19 protein-coding genes are annotated in these 19,670 nt (G+C 70.1%); 16 read left to right on the top strand and 3 right to left on the bottom strand.

Annotated elements, in window-relative coordinates; genetic code table 11:
* Nucleotides 1-4 precede the first annotated feature (4 nt).
* From csrA to SS2_RS14750, 12 genes are all read left to right on the top strand, one after another.
* A complete protein-coding gene (gene csrA, locus SS2_RS14805; protein ID WP_066465438.1) occupies nt 5-253 on the top strand; it encodes a carbon storage regulator CsrA in 249 nt (82 codons plus the stop codon).
* Between the two features lie 139 nt (nt 254-392).
* A complete protein-coding gene (locus SS2_RS14800) occupies nt 393-2,732 on the top strand; it encodes a chemotaxis protein CheA (RefSeq protein ID WP_066465436.1) in 2,340 nt (779 codons plus the stop codon).
* Nucleotides 2,732-3,151, top strand: a complete 420-nt coding sequence (locus SS2_RS14795) for a chemotaxis protein CheW (RefSeq protein WP_066465431.1) — start codon at nt 2,732-2,734, stop codon at nt 3,149-3,151. Before SS2_RS14800 ends, SS2_RS14795 begins: the two co-directional genes overlap by 1 nt.
* A gap of 105 nt (nt 3,152-3,256) precedes the next feature.
* Nucleotides 3,257-4,939 carry a methyl-accepting chemotaxis protein gene (locus SS2_RS14790; protein WP_157607366.1) on the top strand — a complete coding sequence of 561 codons (1,683 nt, stop codon included), beginning with the start codon at nt 3,257-3,259 and terminating at the stop codon, nt 4,937-4,939.
* A gap of 70 nt (nt 4,940-5,009) precedes the next feature.
* Nucleotides 5,010-6,755: a methyl-accepting chemotaxis protein gene (locus SS2_RS17105; protein WP_083942283.1), complete on the top strand. Its 1,746-nt coding sequence runs from the start codon at nt 5,010-5,012 to the stop codon at nt 6,753-6,755.
* A gap of 208 nt (nt 6,756-6,963) precedes the next feature.
* Nucleotides 6,964-8,163 (top strand): methyl-accepting chemotaxis protein, encoded by a 1,200-nt coding sequence (locus SS2_RS14780; protein WP_245643613.1) that lies wholly within the window; start codon nt 6,964-6,966, stop codon nt 8,161-8,163.
* A gap of 46 nt (nt 8,164-8,209) precedes the next feature.
* Nucleotides 8,210-9,319 carry a protein-glutamate methylesterase/protein-glutamine glutaminase gene (locus SS2_RS14775; RefSeq protein ID WP_066465427.1) on the top strand — a complete coding sequence of 370 codons (1,110 nt, stop codon included), beginning with the start codon at nt 8,210-8,212 and terminating at the stop codon, nt 9,317-9,319.
* Nucleotides 9,316-10,137, top strand: a complete 822-nt coding sequence (locus tag SS2_RS14770; RefSeq protein ID WP_066465425.1) for a CheR family methyltransferase — start codon at nt 9,316-9,318, stop codon at nt 10,135-10,137. The genes SS2_RS14775 and SS2_RS14770 overlap by 4 nt, the downstream gene beginning before the upstream one ends.
* Nucleotides 10,134-10,526, top strand: a complete 393-nt coding sequence (locus SS2_RS14765; RefSeq protein ID WP_066465420.1) for a response regulator — start codon at nt 10,134-10,136, stop codon at nt 10,524-10,526. Before SS2_RS14770 ends, SS2_RS14765 begins: the two co-directional genes overlap by 4 nt.
* Nucleotides 10,523-10,993, top strand: coding sequence for a chemotaxis protein CheX (locus tag SS2_RS14760; RefSeq protein ID WP_066465418.1), 471 nt, complete (start codon nt 10,523-10,525; stop codon nt 10,991-10,993). The genes SS2_RS14765 and SS2_RS14760 overlap by 4 nt, the downstream gene beginning before the upstream one ends.
* Before the next feature lie 93 nt (nt 10,994-11,086).
* Complete coding sequence (locus tag SS2_RS14755; RefSeq protein WP_066465417.1) at nt 11,087-11,446, top strand: response regulator; 360 nt, start codon at nt 11,087-11,089, stop codon at nt 11,444-11,446.
* Nucleotides 11,443-11,928 carry a hypothetical protein gene (locus SS2_RS14750; RefSeq protein WP_066465416.1) on the top strand — a complete coding sequence of 162 codons (486 nt, stop codon included), beginning with the start codon at nt 11,443-11,445 and terminating at the stop codon, nt 11,926-11,928. Before SS2_RS14755 ends, SS2_RS14750 begins: the two co-directional genes overlap by 4 nt.
* 120 nt (nt 11,929-12,048) lie before the next feature.
* Here the strand turns inward: SS2_RS14750 and SS2_RS14745 are convergent, their stop codons facing one another.
* Nucleotides 12,049-12,354, bottom strand: a complete 306-nt coding sequence (locus tag SS2_RS14745; protein WP_066465414.1) for a DUF2530 domain-containing protein — start codon at nt 12,352-12,354, stop codon at nt 12,049-12,051.
* 122 nt (nt 12,355-12,476) lie between these two features.
* Between SS2_RS14745 and SS2_RS14740 the strand changes: the two genes are divergently transcribed.
* The 4 genes from SS2_RS14740 (at nt 12,477) to SS2_RS14725 (ending at nt 17,099) form a co-directional block, all read left to right on the top strand.
* Nucleotides 12,477-13,964, top strand: coding sequence for an NCS2 family permease (locus SS2_RS14740; RefSeq protein WP_066465411.1), 1,488 nt, complete (start codon nt 12,477-12,479; stop codon nt 13,962-13,964).
* A gap of 38 nt (nt 13,965-14,002) precedes the next feature.
* Nucleotides 14,003-15,232 (top strand): mannose-6-phosphate isomerase, class I, encoded by a 1,230-nt coding sequence (gene manA / locus SS2_RS14735; protein ID WP_066465409.1) that lies wholly within the window; start codon nt 14,003-14,005, stop codon nt 15,230-15,232.
* A 65-nt stretch (nt 15,233-15,297) separates the two neighbouring features.
* Nucleotides 15,298-15,735: a MarR family winged helix-turn-helix transcriptional regulator gene (locus tag SS2_RS14730; protein ID WP_066465407.1), complete on the top strand. Its 438-nt coding sequence runs from the start codon at nt 15,298-15,300 to the stop codon at nt 15,733-15,735.
* Nucleotides 15,732-17,099 carry an MFS transporter gene (locus SS2_RS14725; protein ID WP_066465405.1) on the top strand — a complete coding sequence of 456 codons (1,368 nt, stop codon included), beginning with the start codon at nt 15,732-15,734 and terminating at the stop codon, nt 17,097-17,099. Before SS2_RS14730 ends, SS2_RS14725 begins: the two co-directional genes overlap by 4 nt.
* 177 nt (nt 17,100-17,276) lie before the next feature.
* Here the strand turns inward: SS2_RS14725 and SS2_RS14720 are convergent, their stop codons facing one another.
* Together SS2_RS14720 and serC are read right to left on the bottom strand one after the other, a co-directional pair.
* Nucleotides 17,277-18,206 (bottom strand): hypothetical protein, encoded by a 930-nt coding sequence (locus tag SS2_RS14720; RefSeq protein ID WP_157607365.1) that lies wholly within the window; start codon nt 18,204-18,206, stop codon nt 17,277-17,279.
* A gap of 329 nt (nt 18,207-18,535) precedes the next feature.
* Complete coding sequence (gene serC / locus SS2_RS14715; protein WP_245643611.1) at nt 18,536-19,663, bottom strand: phosphoserine transaminase; 1,128 nt, start codon at nt 19,661-19,663, stop codon at nt 18,536-18,538.
* Nucleotides 19,664-19,670 lie beyond the last annotated feature (7 nt).

The raw sequence follows: 19,670 nt of genomic DNA, 5'->3' as shown, positions 1-19,670 counted from the left end.
GTCCATGCTGGTGCTGAGTCGACGCGTGGGAGAACAGATCCTGATCGGCGACGACATCGTCGTCACGATCCTCGACTCCCGGGGCGACGGCGTGCGCATCGGCATCGACGCCCCCCGCTCGACGCGGGTCAACCGCGCCGAGGTGGTCGAGGCCGTCAAGGAGTCGAACGTCGCAGCCACCACGGGTGACGCGGCAGCCGAGGACGAGCTCATCCGGCTCGTGTCCGCGCCCCCGCGCTCCGACCTGGCCTGAGCCAGGCCCGCAGAGCCCCATTTCTTCATCCCCTCCGGCGCGCCCTCGTGCGCGCGCATTCCTCATATCCGCGCGCCCTCGACCGATCTGCTCTCCTGACGGGTAGTCCCACCCGTCGTGAGGTGGAGGGAGTGCGTCAGTGGATGACATTGACGACATCGTTCGGGAGTTCCTGATCGAGAGCTACGAGAACTTGGACCAGCTGGACCAAGACCTTGTCGCGTTGGAGGGTGCACCTGGTTCCCGGGACCTCCTCTCGAGCGTCTTCCGCACGATCCACACCATCAAGGGAACGAGCGGTTTCCTCGCCTTCAGCGACCTCGAGAGGGTCGCGCACGTGGGGGAGAGCCTGCTCGTCGAGCTGCGTGACGGCCGACGCCAGATGGACCACCACACGACCGACGTGCTGCTGCGCATGGTCGACACGATCCGCGACCTGCTCGGTCGCATCGAGTCCACCGGCGCGGAGAGCGGCGTCGAGGTCGACGCGGTCGTCGCGGTCATCCAGGCCGCCCTCGACGGGACGGACCTCGGTGGGACGGACGTGGCCGAGCCGGCTGCCGAGGCCGCGGCTGCGGACATCTCGCCTGCGGACAGCGCGCCTGCGGAGTCCGTGAGTGCAGACGCCGAGCCCGACGTCTCGCCCGTCGTCGTCGTTGCTGCACCGGCTCCGGTTCCGGCTCCGGCACCCGCTCCCGCGGTCGTGCCCGCACTCGCGCTCCCGGCGCCGGCCCCGGCCGACGTCCCCGAAGCATCGGTCTCGCGCGGCACCTCCGACTCCTCGATCCGCGTCGACGTCGACCTCCTCGACGCGCTCATGCGCCAGGTCGGCGAGCTCGTCCTGGTGCGCAACCAGATCGCCCAGCTGGCCGGCTCGGACGCCGAGCCGGAGCTGACCCGGTCCTCCCAGCGCCTCAGCCTCATCGCCTCCGAGCTGCAGGAAGGGGTCATGAAGACCCGCATGCAGCCCATCGACCACATCTGGTCGAAGATGCCGCGGATCGTGCGCGACCTCGCCTCGTCCTGCGGGCGTGAGGTGCGCCTGGACATGGTCGGCGGAGACACCGAGCTCGACCGCTCGCTGCTCGAGTCCGTCAAGGACCCGCTCACCCACCTCGTCCGCAACGCCATCGACCACGGCATCGAAGGCCCCGACGACCGCGTCACGGCCGGCAAGCCCGCCACCGGCGTGCTCACCCTGCGTGCCTATCACGCCGGTGGCCAGGTCATCGTCGAGGTGCGCGACGACGGCGCGGGGATCAACCCCCAGCGGGTCGCCGCCAAGGCGCTCGAACGAGGGCTCAAGACGGTCGAGCAGCTGGAGGCCATGGCCACCGGCGACCTCCTCAACCTCGTCTTCCTGCCCGGCTTCTCGACTGCGGCGACGGTCACGAACGTCTCCGGCCGCGGCGTCGGGATGGACGTCGTGCGGTCCAACATCGAGTCGATCGGCGGCGCGGTCGAGGTGGAGAGCGAGGTCGGTCGCGGCACCACGTGGCGCCTGCGGATCCCGCTGACCCTGGCGATCATGCCGGCGCTCACCGTGCGCAGCGGCGCGGAGATCTACGCCATCCCTCAGGTCAGCCTGCAGGAGCTCGTAGCCCTGGACACGCAGAAGACGCAGGAGGCGATCGAGCACATCGGCACCGCGGAGGTCTACCGCCTGCGCGGGTCGCTGCTGCCGCTCGTGCGCCTCTCCGACGTGCTCGGCCAGCCTCGCGGTGAGGCGGAGTCCGCCGTCATCGCCGTGCTCCAGGCTGACAACCAACGCTTCGGCCTGGTGGTGGACAAGGTCCTCAACAACGAGGAGATCGTCGTCAAGCCTCTCGCCGCGCAGCTGAAGTCCATCGGCATCTTCGCCGGGGCGACCCTCATGGGCGACGGGCAGGTCGCACTCATCCTCGACGTGCAGGCCATCGCCCGCCGCACCCTCACCGGCGAGGTCGCCGACGTCGACCAGCACGCCGCCTCCGGGCGGGCCGTCTCCTCGGTCCCGGTGACCGAGCTGCTCGTGGTGGGCATCGGCTCCGGACGCCGCGTGGCGATCCCGCTCGCGCTGGTGACCCGGCTCGAGCTCATCGCCCCCGACCGCCTGGAGGTGGTGGGTGGCCACGAGGTCATCCAGTACCGCGACGCGATCGTCCCGATCACCCGCCTGGCCCGGACGCTGGGCGCCTACGACGACGACGCAGGCGAGGAGATCCCGCTCGTGGTGTTCACCCGTGGCGGCCGCACGGTCGCGATGGTCGTCTCCGAGATCGTCGAGATCGTCTCCGACGACGGCGCCGAGCGCAGCACGGTCGACGACCGGGGCCTGCTCGGCTCGATCGTCCTGTCCGGACGGGTCACCGAGCTCCTCGACGTCCCGGCCGCCCTGGCCCAGGTCGACCCGCGGTTCTACGACGAGGCCCCCGTGGACCTCACCACCGGCGAGGCCCTGCACGCCGGTTCACGCAGCGCAGAGATGGTGGGTGTCTGATGTCGACCCAGTACGTGACGTTCCGCATCGGTGAGGCGCTCTACGGCGTCGAGGTCATGCGCATCTCCGAGACCCTGGGGCACCACCCCCGCACCCCCGTGCCCCTCGCGCCGGCGGGCATCGCCGGGCTGGTCAACCTCCGCGGCCAGGTCGTCCTCACGGTCGACCTGCGCCCGCGTCTGGGCCTCGCCCCGCTCGCCCCCGACGCCGTGTCGATGATGGTCGTCGTCGAGGTCGACGACGACTCCATCAGCCTGCTCGTGGACGAGGTCGGCGAGGTCCTCACCCTCGACGACGACCAGTTCGAGTCCCCGCCGGACACCCTCGGCGCGGACCTGCGCGAGCTCATCACCGGTGCCTACAAGCTCGAGACCGGCCTGCTGCTCACCCTCGACGTCGACGCGGCCCTCGCCGCCTGAGACCTCGCCCCCTCGAGACCGAGACGCCACGCACGACAACGTCGTAGTGCCCGAGGGCGGCCTGACCACAGGCCGCCCTCACTCCTAGTCACCCTAAGGATCCTCATGGCCATCTCCGCACCCACCCGGCCGCCCGTCGTGTCACCGGCCCCGGACCGCACCGGCGCCGAGGGCGAGTCGACCTCCCCGGTCGTCGCGCCCTCGCCCGTCCGACCGACGGTCCGCTTCGGGATACGCGCACAGATCGGCGCGCTCATCGCTGCCTTCGTCCTCGTCCTGGTGGTGGTCGCGACCATCGCTACCATCGGAACCAGCAGCTTGAGCGACGAGTCCGCCTCGCTGGCCAATGCTCAGGCAGCGGTCTCGCAGCCGATGGACGTCGTCCGCCAGAACCAGCTCAAGGCGCAGATGATCGTCGCCCAGATCGCGGCGTCCCCCGACAAGAGCGCGGCCAACACGTGGTTCGACCAGCAAGCGCTCAACGACGCCGAGACCGACGCCGCGATCACTCACCTCGAGACAGTCCTGGGTGACGACCCCCTCCTGGGAGACTTCGTCGCAAACTTCGAGAAGTGGCGTGTCGCCCGTGACGCGACGATCGTGCCCGCCGCGCTCAAGAACGACGCTGCAGCCTTCATGAAGGTTCAGGAGGAGGTGTCCCAGCCGTTGATCGACGCCTATGTCGCGGACATGGACGCAGCCTCCGAGAAGTTCTTGGCGCACATGCGCACCCTCGCCGACGACGCCGAGAGCACGTCCCAGTCCACCCAGCTGCTGATCTTCCTCGTGAGCTTGGTCAGTGCTGTCCTGACCATCGCCGCGGGCCTCGTGGTGGCGACGTCGATCCGTCGCTCGATCCGCGCGGTCCAGTCGTCATTGCAGGCCATGGCGCGCGGTGACCTCACCGTGCCGGCGACCGTCAGCTCGCGTGACGAGATGGGTGTCATGGCTGCCGACCTCAACGAGGCGAGGGCCAACCTGCGCCTGACCCTCACCGGCGTGGTGGATGTGGCGCGGCACGTCAACGACTCCGCCCAGGACATGGCCGCCGGAGCGCAGCAGATGACCGAGAGCGCACAGGAGTCCAGCGCGCAGATCGGGGTCGTAGCGGCCGCCGCCGAGCAGGTCTCCCGCAACGTCCAGACCGTCGCCGCGGGCGCCGAGGAGATGGGGGCGTCCATCCGCGAGATCGCGACCAACGCCAACGAAGCAACCAAGGTCGCCCAGACCGCGACCACCGTCGCCGAGTCGACCAACCTCACGGTTGCCAAGCTCGGCACGTCGAGCCAGGAGATCGGCAACGTGGTCAAGGTCATCACCTCGATCGCCGAGCAGACCAACCTCCTCGCCCTCAACGCCACCATCGAGGCGGCCCGGGCGGGCGAGGCCGGCAAGGGCTTCGCGGTCGTGGCCTCCGAGGTCAAGGACCTCGCCCAGGAGACGGCGAAGGCGACCGAGGACATCGCACGCCGCGTCGCCGCGATCCAGGTGGACACCGCCTCGGCGGTCGAGGCGATCGCGGAGATCTCGACCATCATCGCCACGATCAACGACTACCAGCTGACGATCGCCTCCGCGGTCGAGGAGCAGACGGCCACCACGAACGAGATGACGCGGTCGGTCGGAGAAGCCGCGACCGGGTCCGGCGAGATCGCAGCCACCATCTCCGGGGTCGCGGTCACCGCCGAGACGTCGAACGGTGTCGTCCTCGACATGAGCGTGCGGGTGCGCGAGCTCGCGGCGATCGCCGACGAGCTGCGCCTCAAGGTCTCAAGCTTCACGTACTGAGCCTGCGACGTCCCCCGTGCGGCGACGTCCTCCGGCGTCCCGCACGTCCTACTCACGACCGAGGTCAACGATGAGCTCTGTACGGTCCCTGTTCTCCGCCACCGCCCTCGCCACCCGGCGCCGGTGGCCCGTCCCGCGTCGCCGCGGCACGGGTCGCCCGCGGTGGACTGGTCTGCGTCGGCGCGCCCCAGGGCGCAGCGCCGCGGAGCCGATCGCCCCCAGCGGGTCCCCGGGCCGGCGCAGGCGCTGGACCGATCTGTCGATCGTCACGAAGATCATGGTGGCGGTCTCGGTCATGGCCGTCGCAGCGGTGCTGGCCGGGCTGGCCGGAGCCGTATCTCTCGCACAGGTGGACCGCCAGGCCGCCGAGCTCTACGACCACGACGTCGTGCCGATGGAGATGCTCTCCACCTTCCAGCAGGGCTTCCAGGCGGACCGTGCCCGGATCATCCAGTACGGGGTCGCCGACGAGGCCAAGCGTGAGGTGCTGCGCACCGAGCTCAAGGACAGCCTCGAGGAGCTGGAAGGGCTCATCGCGAGGTACTCGGCGTTCTCGATCGTGGCCAAGGACGCGGACACGGTGGCCTTCGGTCTGCGCAACTACCACTCGACCGCCCGGGCCGGGCTGTTCCCGCTGTCCTACGGCGCGGACCTGACCGCCTACGGCGCCTACGTCGAGGCGACGATCCAGCCGCTGAGCGCGGCCGTCGTCGACCCGGTCCAACGGGAGATGGCGGCGCACTCGGCCAGGGTGGCCGAGCGCTCGGCGCAGATCCACGACGCGAGCGTGCGCTCCACCTGGACGATCGTTGCAGCCACGGTGGTGGGAGCGCTGTCAGCGATGATCCTGGCGACCCTGGTGGCTCGGTCTGTGCGTGCCCGGTTGCGTGACGTGCAGAGCGCAGTGACCTCGCTGGGTGAAGGGGACCTCACTGCGCGGTCGCAGGTCACCGGTCGCGACGAGGTCGGTGTGCTGGCCCAGTCGCTGAGCACCGCACAGGACAACCTGCGCGCCCTGGTAACCAAGGTCGCCGCGGCCTCGGCCACGGTGCGGGAGGCTGCGGCTGACCTGTCGCAGGCCAACGAGTCGGTGGCCCGGGAGGCGCAGCAGACGAGCGCCCAGGCCGGCGCCGTCGCCACAGCCGCCGGCGAGGTGAGCGCGAGCGCGCAGACGGCAGCGGCCGGCGCGGAGCAGATGGGGGCCTCCATCCGGGAGATCGCCACCAACGCTCATGCCTCCGCCGACGTCGCCCGTGGCGCCTCGGCCGTGGCCCACTCCGTCCAGCAGAGCATCACCGAGCTCAGCGAGTCGAGCGAGCGGATCGGCGGGGTGGTCGTGGCGATCACCAAGATCGCGGCCCAGACGAACCTGCTCGCGCTCAACGCAACCATCGAGGCCGCGCGCGCCGGTGAGGCCGGCCGCGGCTTCGCCGTCGTCGCCGGGGAGGTCAAGGACCTCGCCGGGGCCACCGGGCAGGCGACCGAGGAGATCATCGCCCGGGTGGAAGCCATCCGGGCCGGGGCGGCTGCCGCTGCGGCCTCCGTCGCCGAGATCGCCCGGATCATCGAGTCCGTGGACGGGTACCAGGTGACGATCGCCTCCGCCGTCGAGGAGCAGACCGCGACCACCGCGGAGATGGCACGCAGCGTGGGAGAGGCCGCACACCGCTCAGGAGACATCGCCGAGACGATCACCGGGGTCGCCCGGGCCGCAGAGACGTCGAGCGAGATCGTCGACCGGATGGGCGTGAGCGTGGAGCACCTGCAGCGCACCTCGGTCGAGCTGGACGGACAGGTCGCGCAGTTCGCGTTCTGACCGACCACGGTCCTGATCCGAGCCCGCAGCAGGCGGGCGAGGGGCGGGACGACCGGGATCACACCGGGCGCGTGACGGCACATCCTCACACCTGAGCCGTGCGTGCCGATAGGAAGACAGCTTTGCCGGTCCGGCCGCACCACTGCGGCTGGATCTCGATGTCCGACAGCAGGAGTTGAGCACGATGCAGTGGTTCTGGAATCGCCCCGTGGGCGTGAAGTTCTCCGCACCCCTGGTGCTCATGGGAGTCGTCTTCGCCGTCGTCGGCGGCCTGGGCGCGCTCGCCCTGCGCAGCTCCGCCGACAATCTCCGTGTGGTCTCTCAGGAGCCCGACGTCGCTGCGGCGGAGATCCTCGCCTCCGCGGCCGAGGCGGAGGCCAGCAGGACCTTCATGATCCTCGCGGTGGCCTTCGTCGTCGGGGCAGTCCTCTGCGCCGTCCTGACTATCGCCGTCAACCGCCGGGTGCGCCGCTCCATCGCCGACCTGCGTCGCTCGATCGACCAGCTCGCTGCCGGTGACCTCACCCACGACGTCGCGCTCGTCGACCACGACGAGCTGGGGTCCATCATCGAGTCCTTCAACGGTGCCCGGGCGGCTCTGCGGAGCACGCTCACCGACGTCGTCGGCGCGGCACGCACGGTGGCGCTGAAGTCAGCCGACCTCGCTGCGGCGAACGACCAGGTGGCTGGCGGCGCCGCCCAGACAAGCGAGCGTGCCGACCTCGCAGCGGCCGCCGCCGAGACGGTCGACACGCACGTGAACACGATCGCGGCAGGCGCCGAGCAGATGGGCATCTCCATCCGGGAGATCGCCACCAACGCCAACCAGGCCGTCAAGGTCGCGAGCCAGGCGGTCGAGTTCTCCAACTCGACCGCGACCACCGTCGGCGCGCTGGGGGAGTCCTCCCAGGCCATCGGCGACGTCGTCAAGGTCATCACGAGCATCGCCGCCCAGACGAACCTGCTGGCGCTCAACGCGACCATCGAGGCCGCGCGCGCCGGAGAAGCCGGCAAGGGCTTCGCGGTCGTGGCCAGCGAGGTCAAGGACCTCGCCGCGGAGTCCGGGCGGGCCGCGGAGGACATCGCCCGCCGGATCACGCAGGTGCAGTCCCAGACCCGCTCGGCTGTCGCCGCCATCGGCGAGATCTCCGCGATCATCGCGAGCATCAACGACTTCCAGCTCACCATCGCCTCGGCGGTCGAGGAGCAGACCGCCACCACCAACGAGATGTCGCGCAGCGTGACCGAGGCGGCCACCGGTGCGGGGGAGATCGCCACGAACATCACTGGCGTCGCCTCCGCGGCCGCCGCCACCTCTGACGTGGTCACACACGTGGGCGCAGCCGTCGCCGAGCTGGCCGCCACGTCCACCGACCTGCGCCAGCGGGTCGCGCACTTCACGATCTGATGACCCAGGACGCAGACCTGACTGACCAGGGCGCGGGAGCAGGCTCATGACCATCCGCGTCCTGGTGGTCGACGACTCGGTCGTCATCCGCCGACTCGTGGTGCAGGCTCTGGAGAGCGACCCCGAGGTCGAGGTCGTGGCGACGGCGGCGAACGGCAAGCTGGCCCTGGCCAAGGTCGACCAGTACGCCCCGGACGCGGTGACGATGGACATCGAGATGCCCGAGCTCGACGGCGTCGAGGCGGTCCGTGAGCTGCGCAAGCGCGGTCACCGGATGCCGATCATCATGTTCTCCACCCTCACCGAGCGCGGTGCCACCGCGACCCTGGACGCCCTGTCCGCCGGTGCCTCGGACTACGTCGCGAAGCCGTCCAACGTCGGCAGCATCAGCGAGTCGCTTGCTGCGGTCGCCGACCAGCTCATCCCGAAGATCCGCGCGCTGGTACCCCCGCAGCGACGGAGTCCCGGGACGGCGCCCGCGCGCTCGGTCGCCCCGGTGCGCGCAGCCACCATGGCCCGGCCGGTCGCCCAGCTGCGCCAGGACATCCGGCGCCACCCCATCCGCGCCGTCGTCCTGGGCTGCTCCACCGGAGGCCCCGAGGCGCTGTCCCGGGTGATCGAACGCTTCACCGCACCGCTGCCGGTCCCCATGCTCGTCGTCCAGCACATGCCCGCGGTGTTCACCCGACAGCTGGCCGGCCGCCTGGACCGCCTCGGACCCTCCCAGGTCTACGAGGCCCAGGACGGTCAGCCGCTGGTGCCGGGCGGCATCTACATCGCCCCGGGCGACACGCACCTCCAGGTCGAGGGCAAGCCGGGCCGGCTGCGGGCGCGGATCACGCACACCCCACCGGTGAACTTCTGCCGTCCTTCGGTCGACGTCCTCTTCCGCTCCGCCCTCGACGTGGTGGGCCCGGACCTGCTCGCGGTGATCCTCACCGGGATGGGCGCGGACGGCAAGGCCGGTGCCGGGGCCATCGCGGAGGCGGGCGGGACCGTCGTCGTGCAGGACGAGCAGAGCTCGGTCGTGTGGGGGATGCCCGGGTCCACGGCCACCGCGGGCTTCGCCCACCGCATCCTGCCGGTCCTGGAGATCGGCCACGCCGTCACGGGCCTCGTGAAAGCCAGCTCCACCATCAACGAGGTAACCCGATGAGCCTGACCGCAGAGACCTTCACCTTCGTCGCGGACCTCGTCCGCCGGCGCAGCGCGATCCACCTGGCCCCGGGCAAGGAGTACCTCGTCGAGAGCCGCCTGATGCCGTTGGCGCGGCGCCGCGGTGTGAGCGTGGACGACTACGTGCGCCAGCAGCGCGTGGCCCCCAACCTGCTCGACGCCGAGCTGATCGTCGAGGCGCTGACCACGAACGAGACCAGCTGGTTCCGTGATGCGCTGCCCTTCCAGGCGCTCACCGAGCACATGCTGCCCGAGGCGGTCGCGGCCCTGCCGGCCGGTGCGCCGCTGCGCATCTGGTCGGCTGCCTGCTCGACCGGCCAGGAGCCGTACTCGATCGCCATGACCGTGCAGGAGCAGCTCGCGGCCTCGCGCCGGGTGGAGATCACCGCGACGGACCTGTCGGGGGAGGTCCTCGCCAAGGCCGAGCGGGGGGTCTACTCCCAGCTCGAGATCAACCGCGGGCTCCCGGTGACCTTCCTGGTCAAGCACTTCACCAAGCAGGGCGCCGAGTGGGCGATCGGCGACGACGTGCGCTCGATGGTGCGCTTCAGCAAGCACAACCTCCTCTCGCCGCCGCCACTGGGCGGACCTTTTGACATCGTCTTCCTGCGCAACGTCCTCATCTACTTCGACGTGGACGTCAAGCGAGACATCTTGCGGCGTCTGCGGATGGCGATGCGTCGTGGCGGGTTCCTCGTCCTGGGGGCCGCCGAGACCACCGTCGGCGTCGACGACGCGTGGACCCGGGTCCAGGTGGGCCGTAGCTCGATCTATCAGAACTCAGGGAGCGCAGCATGAAAGCACTGGTCATCGATGATTCTCGGACCATGCGCCGGATCGTGGCGTCGGTCCTCACCGGTCTCGGCTACGAGATCGTCGAGGCAGGCGACGGTCAGCAGGCCCTGGACGCCCTCGCGGCTGCTGGGGACGCGCACGGCTTCGACCTCGCGTGCATCGACTGGAACATGCCGGTGATGGACGGCCTGACCTTCGTCACCAAGGTCCGGGAGAACCGGGACTGGCGCGGCATCACCTTGATGATGGTCACCACGGAGAGCGAGCACGGGCAGATCGTGCGCGCGCTGGCCGCCGGGGCGCACGAGTACCTCATCAAACCGTTCACCCCGGATGCGCTCCGGGACAAGCTGGAGCTGCTCGGGCTGCTCCCGATCGAGGAGTTGGCATGAGCACCACACTGGTAGCCGTCGGCAGGGACCAGATCCTGACCATCACGCAGGACGTCTTCGCGGCGATGATCGACGGCGGCGAGGTGCTGGTCACCGAGCAGGAGGGGCCGGCGGGAGACTTCGCCGACCCGGTCTGCGCCTGGGTGGACATGACCGTCGAGCTGCTCGGGCTCGGCGCGCGCGCCGTCGTGCGGACCGAGACGGCGGCCGCGCACGAGCTCACGCGGGCGCTGCTCATGATGGGCCCGGACGAGGCCGTGGGCCCCGAGGACCTCGTCGACGCCTTCGGTGAGCTCGCCAACGTCGTGGGCGGCAACGTGAAGTCGCTGCTGGCGGCCCCGGCCGTGCTCAGCCTGCCCACGGTCGCCGCGCACCCACCGGAGCTGGCCCAGAGCCAGTTCATGCAAGACCTCACCGTCGACTGGCGCGGGTACACCCTGGTGGTCTCGCTGTGGTTGATCGGCTGAGCCGCGAGGCTCCGCCGGAACGACGTCGGCTGCGCGGCGATCCTGTCGCGTGGCTGAGACAAGCTGTTGAACTGAAACAAGGGAGGGAACCCCATGTACGTCCTCGTCGCCGATGACAGCCGTGTCATGCGCCAGATCGTGATCCGCACGCTGCGCCAGGCCGGCTACGACTGGAAGATCATCGAGGCTGCTGACGGTCAGGAGGTCTACGACCTGGCGCTCGCAGAGCAGCCCGATCTGATCCTCTCCGACTGGAACATGCCCAACGCCACCGGGATCGAGGCGCTGACCGCTCTGCGTCAGGCCGGGTGTGACATCCCCTTCGGGTTCGTCACCTCCGAGGGCTCTCAGGAGATGCGCGACCAGGCCGAGGCCGCCGGCGCGCTGTTCCTCGTCGCCAAGCCGTTCACCGCGGAGTCCTTCCGCGAGGTCCTCGAGCCGGTCCTGGCATGAGCACCACGCCGTTGCCCAACGCCCTGCAGACCCGTGAGGTCGTGGAAGGGCTGCTCGGACGCGAGATGACCGTGCTCACCGGTGGTCCGATGGTCGACCCGGCCGGGCCCGGCGGAGCGGTCGTCGCCGAGTACGTCTCCGACCAGATGCGCCTGGCGGCGCTCGTGGTCATGGACCTGCCGATGGCCGCGCGGGCGGGCGCCGCGATCGCCCTCATGCCCTCCAGCGCCTCGGAGGCGGCTGTCGCCGACGGCGAGCTGACCGACGTGCTGCTGGAGAACGCCGGGGAGATCCTCAACGTCCTGGCGTCGCTGTTCAACGCCGACGGCGCCCCGCACCTGCGGCTCAACGCCGTGCACGCGCCCAACACGTCGCTGCCCACGGACGTCGCTCCCTGGGTGATGGCCTATGTGGCCCGCATCGACCTCGAGTGCGAGATCACCGGCTACGGTCCCGGGAGTCTCTCGGTGCTCGTGCTCTGACACGTCATCGCCGCAGTCGCCCTGCCGCCCTCGCGCGGCTGAGTGTGGCTGAGTGCGGTCGACCCGCTGCCTGACGTCCGGCTGCGGGTCGACCGCACTGGTCGGTGCACCCGGATGCGGTCAGGCGGGCGGGGTGCCGGCGTCGTCGGGCAGGTCGATGACGACGTCGCGGGTCTCGGCGACGGCGCGATAGCGGCGGCGGTTGGTGTGCTCCCACACGAGGGCGAGCAGCCCGAGGCCCAGTCCGGTCGCGCAGACCACGAGCTTGCTCGCGACGTCGGCGTCGACGGTCAGCGCGAGGACCACGAGGACGATGATGGCCACGATCCACAGGGCGATGCCCACCACGATGGTGCGTCGGAGGTCCACCTGGAGGGGCTGCGGGCCGGGACGGCGCCGCTCCGGGTGGAGGAAGAGATCAAACATGGAGCGCACATCCCCACCCTAGTGGGCTGATCCGCCCTCGGGGGCGTACTTCTACCAGATGTGCGGGTGATGTGCGAGGGGAGTGGCGTCGGCGCGTCCGAGAATCGGGCACAATATTTCTCATGGCGAACACCCAGACCATTGACAAAGCGCCGCCTAAGGGCGCAATTGACCGTTTCTTCAAGATCACCGAACGTGGCTCGTCCATCGGGTCGGAGATCCGCGGAGGCCTCGTAACCTTCTTCGCGATGAGCTACATCATCGTGCTCAACCCGATCATCCTCGGCAACGTGGCAGACGGCACCGGTCAGTTCCTCGGCGGAGGTGACGGCCCGAACATCGCGATGATCGCCGCCGCGACCGCTCTCATCGCCGGTGTGCTGTCGATCGCCATGGGCCTGGTGGCCAACTTCCCGCTCGCGCTGGCCGCGGGCATGGGGCTCAACGCGGTGGTCGCCTACTCGATCGCCAGCCTGCCGGACATGACCTGGGCCGATGCCATGGGCATCGTCGTCCTCGAGGGTCTGATCATCTTGCTGCTCGTCCTCACCGGGTTCCGCGAGGCCGTCTTCAAGGCCGTCCCGGCTGAGCTCAAGGCCGCGATCAGCGTCGGCATCGGTCTGTTCATCGCCTTCGTCGGCATGGTCGACGCCGGCTTCGTGCGGATCCCCGCCTCCCTGTCCACCCCGGTCGAGCTCGGCATCGCCGGGTCCATCTCCGGCTGGCCGCTGGCCATCTTCGTCTTCGGTCTGTTCACCTCGATCGTCCTCATGGTCCGCAAGGTCAAGGGCGCCATCCTCATCTCCATCGTCGCCTCGACCGTGCTCGCCGTGATCATCGAGGCCGTCGCGAAGATCGGCGGCATGTTCGGTGCCGACGGCTCCACCAACCCGTCCGGCTGGAAGCTCAACGTCCCGACCGCGCCGGACAGCATCGTCTCGGTCCCTGACTTCTCCCTGCTCGGTCAGTTCTCGCTCTTCGGCTCCTTCGAGAAGATCGGCGCCGTCGCGGTCATCCTGCTCGTCTTCTCGCTGCTGCTCGCTGACTTCTTCGACACCATGGGCACCATGGTGGCCGTGGGCACCGAGGCCGGTCTCGTCGACAAGGACGGCGAGCTGCCCAAGACCCGCCAGATCCTCGTCGTCGACTCTGTCGCCGCGATGGCCGGTGGCATGGGTGGTGTGTCCTCGAACACCAGCTACGTCGAGTCCGCCGCGGGTGTCGGCGACGGTGCGCGCACCGGTCTGGCCTCCGTGGTCACCGGTATCGCCTTCCTGCTCGCCACGCTCTTCGCCCCGATCGTGGAGATGGTGCCCTCCGAGGCCGCCACCCCCGCGCTCGTGGTCGTCGGTTTCCTCATGTTCATGCAGATCTCCGGCATCGACTGGAAGAACTACGAGGTCGCCATCCCGGCCTTCCTGACGATCGTCATCATGCCGTTCACGTACTCGATCTCCGCCGGCATCGGCGCGGGCTTCGTGGCCTTCGTGCTCATCAAGGTGTTCGTGGGCAAGATCAAGGTCATCCACCCCCTCATGTGGGTCGCTGCCGCCATGTTCGTGCTCTACTTCGTGCGCGGCCCGCTGGCCGACGCCGTGGGCGCCTTCTGATCGAGCACGCCCCTGCGGGTCTGACGTAAGGTCAGCCCGTGACGCCGAGCCACATCTACCGCCTGACCAACCAGCTGCAGCACTATGCCTGGGGGTCCACGACGGCTATCCCCGCCCTCCTCGGAGCGGTCGGGGACGGCCGTCCGGTCGCGGAGATGTGGCTCGGCGCGCATGCGCTCGGCCCCTCGATGGCCGACGCCGTGCCCGCCCCGGACGCGACGCCCGGGCCGCGCGCCCTCCCGGACCTGCTCCGCGCAGAGCCGGACCGCCTGCTCGGGCGCTCCGTCGTCGAGGCCTACGGCCCCCGCCTGCCCTACCTGCTCAAGGTCCTCGCCGCGGCGGAGCCGCTGTCCCTGCAGGTGCACCCCAAGCCGCACGTGGCACGTGCCGGGTACTCCCACGAGAACGCCGCCGGGCTGGCTCTGGAGGCCGCCGAGCGCAACTTCAAGGACGACCAGCACAAGCCCGAGATGCTCGTGGCGCTGACGCCCTTCGAGGGGTTGTGCGGATTTCGTCGCCCGGCGCGCATCCTCGCTCTCCTGGACGGTCTCGACGGCGACACGGTCGCCCAGATGCGCTCCGCCCTCCAGGCTCGGCCCACCGCTGACGGGGTCCGTGCCGCCTTCGAGGTGGCCCTCGCCGCCCGTGAGGGTGACTGCACCGCGGACCTGACCTGCACGATCGACTCGATCCGCGCCCGGCTCGATCGGGGGGAGTCCACCTCCCGCGGGGACCAGACGGCCGTCGACCTGGCCAAGTCCTTCCCGGGCGACCCCGGCGCGCTCGTCTCGCTCATGCTCAACAGGGTCTCCCTCGCGCCGGGCCAGGCGGTGTTCCTGGGTGCGGGGGAGGTGCACGCCTACCTGTCGGGGGTCGGCATCGAGATCATGGCGAGCTCGGACAACGTGCTGCGCGCCGGGCTGACGGCCAAGCGGGTCGACGTCGACGTGCTGCTGCGCTGCGCCTCCTTCGTGCCGCGCCCGCCCGAGCACCCCGTGCTGCGTGCCGAGCCGGGGGGCCTCACCGGCTACCGGCCTCCCGTGGAGGAGTTCGCCCTGGTCTATGGCGAGGTCCGTGGCGAGGCGCTCATCACGCACACCGGCCCGCGGATCGCGCTGTGCCTGGACGGAGAGCTGGAGATCCACGGTCTCCTCGGTCCGGTCGTGCGGGTGGCGCAGGGGGAGTCCGTCTTCGTCGGGCACGACGCCGGGCAGGTCACCTTGGTGGGGGCAGGCTCGGTCGTGGTGGCGTACGTGCCATACGCCTGACCAGGTAGCGGACACCCGACCCAGACCCTTGTCGTTACCCAAGGTAATGAGTTAAGGTAAGGGGTATGAGTGAATCGGACCCCTGCACCCCTGGAACGCTCGGTGGGCAGCTGCGGGTCTCGCTCCAGCGCATCGCGCGCAAGCTCCGCGCGCAGCGCGGTGAGGCTGATCTCACCGACGGTCAGTTCGCTGTCCTGGCCTCCATCAAGCGCCACGGACCCATGACCCCCGGTGCCCTCGCCGAGCACGAGAACATCCGCCCGCCGTCGATGACACGGACCGTGAACACTCTCGTCGACCTGGGGCTGGTCGCCAAGGCCAGCCACGAGAGCGACAAGAGGCTCGTCGTCGTCGAGCTCACCGAGGCCGGGCTCAACGAGATTGCGGTGACCAGGCGGCGTCGTGACGCCTGGTTGACCAAGAAGCTGGGTCAGCTGACCCCTGAAGAACGGCAGACGCTTGCCGACGCGAGCGAGCTGCTCACGAGGATCGCCAGTCAATGAGTCCCACCTTCGCCTCCCTGAGGTACTACAACTACCGCCTGTGGTTCGGCGCCGCCCTCGTGGCCAACGTCGGTACCTGGATGCAGCGTGTCGCCCAGGACTGGCTCGTGCTCACGGTGCTCACCGACCACTCCGGGGTGGCCGTCGGTGTGGTGACCGCACTGCAGTTCGCGCCTGTGCTGTTCCTCTCTGCATGGGCGGGCGTCGTCTCCGACCGGGTCGACCGGCGCAAGCTGTTGATGTTCACCCAGACGGCGCTGGGCGTGCTCGCCCTCGCCCTCGGTCTGCTGGTGCTCTCCGGCAAGGCGGAGCTGTGGCACGTCTACATCTTCGCGACGCTGCTCGGGTGCGTGACCGCCTTCGACAACCCGGTGCGTCAGACCTTCGTCGCCGAGATGGTCCCGGCCGAGAAGCTCTCCAACGCCGTCGGCCTCAACTCCGCGGGCTTCAACGCCGCGCGCCTGGTGGGGCCTGGCCTCGCCGGTCTGCTCATCGCGGCCTTCGGCCCGGGCTGGATGTTCGTCATCAACGGCCTGACCTTCGCCGCGGTGATCTTCGCCATGACGCGGATGCGCGTCGACGAGCTCAACCGGCTCCCGATCGCCCCGCGCGCCAAGGGACAGATCCGCGAAGGGATGCGCTACGTCAAGAACCGCACCGACATCATCGTCATCATGGTGGTCGTCTGCGTGGTCTCGACCTTCGGCCTGAACTTCCAGCTGACGTCGGCGGTCATGGCGACCGAGGAGTTCGGCAAGGGTGCGGGGGAGTACGGGGTGCTCGGGTCGATCCTGGCGATCGGGTCGCTGGCCGGCGCCCTGCTCGCCGCGCGCCGCGAGCGCCCGCGAGTGCGCCTGGTCATCGGGTCGGCCTTCGCCTTCGGCGTGGCCGCTGGAGCGATGGCGCTCATGCCGACGTACCTCACCTACGCCCTGGCCAGCATCCCCGTCGGTTTCGCGAGCCTGACCATGATGACCGCGGCCAACAGCACCATCCAGATGACCACGGACCCGCAGATGCGCGGCCGGGTCATGGCGCTCTACATGATGGTCTTCATGGGCGCGACGCCCATCGGTTCGCCCATCGTGGGGTGGATCGCCGAGGCCTTCGGACCACGCTGGTCGATCGGCATCGGGTCGATCACCGCGATCCTGGTGGCCGTGGGCGCCGCGATCTGGACTCGTCGTAACTGGGAGTACACGGTGAAGTACCAGATGTTCCACCGCCCCCACGTCGAGGTCACCTACGCCACCCCCGGCGCCCTCCCCGCAGGCCCGGCCCGCCCCGACGAGCCCCGCAAGCGCCGCGAGGTCGCCGACGGCCTAGGCGTCCAAGAAGCCAAAGACCGCACCACCATCGCCTGACCCGCCCCACCCGACCCGATCCGCCCCTCTCCCGAACTCCCCCTCCCGAACTCGTGCGCCATCCGCCGAACTCGTGAACCGTTTGCCGAACTCGTGCGCCAGGGCCGTCTGAATCTGGCGCAAGACTGCTCACTCACGAGTTCGGCGTCCGCTTCACGAGTTCGTGGGGGCTGCTGGTCAGCGGGAGGCGCGACGGCGTTGCTGTGAGCGGAGGGCTTCCCAGAGGCGGGTGACGACGGCGTCGGGCTGGTGGAGGTCCTCCCACATGACGCGGACGACGAGCCACCCACGCTCCTCCAAGGCGTCCTGACGCCGCTTCTCCTGGTAGAACGCCGCTCCACCATCCCCGCCCTCGTACTTGACCCGCCCGTCGAACTCGACCGCCACCTTGGACTCCGACCAGCCCAGGTCGACGTACTTGAGCCCGAGGTGCGTGTGGACCGGGATCTGCAGCTCGAGCGCGGGCAGGCCTCCGTGCGCGGCGACGAGGCGCAGCCACGACTCCCCGGGGGACTCCGCTCTCCCGTCAGCAAGAGACAGCACGTCGCGGGCGCGGCAGATCCCGCGCCGCCCGGCTGCGAGGCGGAGCGACTCGGCGAGGTCCTCGACCGTCAGCCCGCGTCGCAGCGCCGAGTCGGCGATGACCACGGCCCGGTGCGGGGGCAGCAGACGGGCGCAGTCGACGACTGTGCGCCCCAGCGTGGTGACCGGATAGCCGTCCACGATGCAGACTTCGCCCGCCGTGAGCGTCACCGAGTGGCGCCGCACATCGGGATGCGCTCCGCGCTGCTGGTTGTGGCGCTGCACGAGGTGGACCTGCCCGTCCAGGCCGACGGCGTCGCAGCCCCAGATGAGCGCGGCGGACTCTGCGTAGAACCAGTGCTCGGTGCGCAGACCGGCGTGCACGGCCGCGATCGTCGCGGTCGACTGAGCCCGTGCGGCGAGCCCGGTGCTCTTGGACGGCCCCGGTGGCCGGACCCAGGACCACCCTCGATAGAGCGGCGTGACCGTTCCCGGACGATAGGGCCGCCGCGGCGACCCGGGCGCGAGGATGGTGGGCGCGAGGCCCTCGAAGGGTCGCGGCGGCAGCGGAAGGAGAGTGCGCATCCACCTACGGTGCGCCGCACACCCTCGAGCGAGCCCCGGCGTCGGGCACACGGTGCACGACGCCGCCCCCGCCCGCCCTGTGCACAACCCGTACCCACCTGCACCCGCACCCGTGCCCACCCCTCCCCGAACTCGTGAAGCGATCCGCGAACTCGTGAGCCAGGCCCGGGACCGCCCCGAGAAACGGCCCTCGCTCACGAGTTCGGCTGAAGGGTCACGAGTTCGGCGGGTGGTTCACGAGTTCGGCGGAGAGGGCGGGGTCGGCCCGGGGAGGGGAGAGGGTGGGTTCGGCCAGGGAGGGCGGAGACCGGAGCGGGAGTGCCGCGGGGTCAGGCCAGGTGCTCGATGATGTAGTCGATCGAGGCGGTCAGTGCCTGGACGTCGCTCGGCTCGACGGCGGGGAACATCGCCACGCGCAGCTGGTTGCGGCCCAGCTTGCGGTACGGGTCCACGTCGACGACGCCGTTCGCGCGCAGCACGCGCGAGATGGCCGCTGCGTCGATCGAGTCGTCGAAGTCGATGGTGCCAACGACCGTGGAGCGGGTGGCCGGGTCGGCCACGAAGGGGGTCGCGAAGCTGTGGCTCTCGGCCCAGGAGTACAGGTGCCCGGCCGACTCTGCGGTCCGTGCGGCAGCCCACGCGAGACCGCCCTGGGCGAGCATCCAGTCGATCTGCTCGGCGAGCAGGAAGAGCGTGGCGATGGCCGGGGTGTTGAGCGTCTGGTGCGCGCGCGAGTTCGTCACCGCGTTCTGCAGGGACAAGAACTCCGGGATCCACCGGTCGCTCGCGTGGATCTCGGCGATCCGCTCGATCGCCGCCGGCGAGGTGACAGCGAGCCACAGCCCGCCGTCGGAGGCGAAGGACTTCTGCGGCGCGAAGTAGTAGACGTCGGTCTCGGCGACGTCGACCGCGAGCCCGCCGGCCCCCGACGTCGCGTCGATGAGCGTCAGCGCCCCGGCCTCGGCGGACCCGGGCACCCGGCGCACCAGCGCCATCGCCCCGGTGGAGGTCTCGTTGTGCGCCCAGGCGTAGACGTCGGCGTCGGCGACGAGCTCGGGCAGCACGGCCGTCCCGGCCGGGCTGGACGTGATGGCCGACGCCGCCAGGAAGGGTGCGCTCGTGGTGGCCTGGGCGAACTTGGACCCGAACTCTCCGAAGGTGGCGTGCGCCGCGCGCTCGCGGACCAGGCTGAAGGTCGCAGCGTCCCAGAACGCGGTCGAGCCGCCGTTGCCGAGCAGGATCTCGTAGCCGTCGGGCAGCGAGAACAGCTCGGCCAGACCGGACTGCACGCGCGCCACGAGGTTCTTGACCGGGGCCTGGCGGTGGGAGGTCCCCATGAGGGATCGACCGGTCGCGGCGAGCGCTGCGAGCTGGGCGTCACGGACCTTCCCTGGGCCGGCGCCGAAGCGGCCGTCGGCGGGCAGGAGGTTGGCGGGAATAGTGAGGTTCTCGGTCACGCTGCAC

The organism is Sanguibacter suarezii NBRC 16159 (genome assembly GCF_001552735.1).
In the GTDB taxonomy this organism is placed as follows: domain Bacteria; phylum Actinomycetota; class Actinomycetes; order Actinomycetales; family Cellulomonadaceae; genus Sanguibacter; species Sanguibacter suarezii.
Note: the sequence above shows the minus strand (reverse complement) of the source record. Positions and strands in the feature narration are given on the sequence as shown.

Bases quoted from the DNA above. Each gene is read 5' to 3' on its own strand.
- SS2_RS17105 (WP_083942283.1), top strand. From the start codon at position 5,010: ATGAGCTCTGTACGGTCCCTGTTCTCCGCCACCGCCCTCGCCACCCGG.
- SS2_RS14770 (WP_066465425.1), top strand. From the start codon at position 9,316: ATGAGCCTGACCGCAGAGACCTTCACCTTCGTCGCGGACCTCGTCCGC.
- SS2_RS14745 (WP_066465414.1), bottom strand. From the start codon at position 12,354: ATGTTTGATCTCTTCCTCCACCCGGAGCGGCGCCGTCCCGGCCCGCAG.
- SS2_RS14730 (WP_066465407.1), top strand. From the start codon at position 15,298: ATGAGTGAATCGGACCCCTGCACCCCTGGAACGCTCGGTGGGCAGCTG.
- SS2_RS14740 (WP_066465411.1), top strand. From the start codon at position 12,477: ATGGCGAACACCCAGACCATTGACAAAGCGCCGCCTAAGGGCGCAATT.
- SS2_RS14725 (WP_066465405.1), top strand. From the start codon at position 15,732: ATGAGTCCCACCTTCGCCTCCCTGAGGTACTACAACTACCGCCTGTGG.
- SS2_RS14795 (WP_066465431.1), top strand. From the start codon at position 2,732: ATGTCGACCCAGTACGTGACGTTCCGCATCGGTGAGGCGCTCTACGGC.
- SS2_RS14720 (WP_157607365.1), bottom strand. From the start codon at position 18,206: ATGCGCACTCTCCTTCCGCTGCCGCCGCGACCCTTCGAGGGCCTCGCG.
- SS2_RS14760 (WP_066465418.1), top strand. From the start codon at position 10,523: ATGAGCACCACACTGGTAGCCGTCGGCAGGGACCAGATCCTGACCATC.
- SS2_RS14750 (WP_066465416.1), top strand. From the start codon at position 11,443: ATGAGCACCACGCCGTTGCCCAACGCCCTGCAGACCCGTGAGGTCGTG.
- SS2_RS14790 (WP_157607366.1), top strand. From the start codon at position 3,257: ATGGCCATCTCCGCACCCACCCGGCCGCCCGTCGTGTCACCGGCCCCG.
- csrA (WP_066465438.1), top strand. From the start codon at position 5: ATGCTGGTGCTGAGTCGACGCGTGGGAGAACAGATCCTGATCGGCGAC.
- SS2_RS14775 (WP_066465427.1), top strand. From the start codon at position 8,210: ATGACCATCCGCGTCCTGGTGGTCGACGACTCGGTCGTCATCCGCCGA.
- SS2_RS14755 (WP_066465417.1), top strand. From the start codon at position 11,087: ATGTACGTCCTCGTCGCCGATGACAGCCGTGTCATGCGCCAGATCGTG.
- SS2_RS14765 (WP_066465420.1), top strand. From the start codon at position 10,134: ATGAAAGCACTGGTCATCGATGATTCTCGGACCATGCGCCGGATCGTG.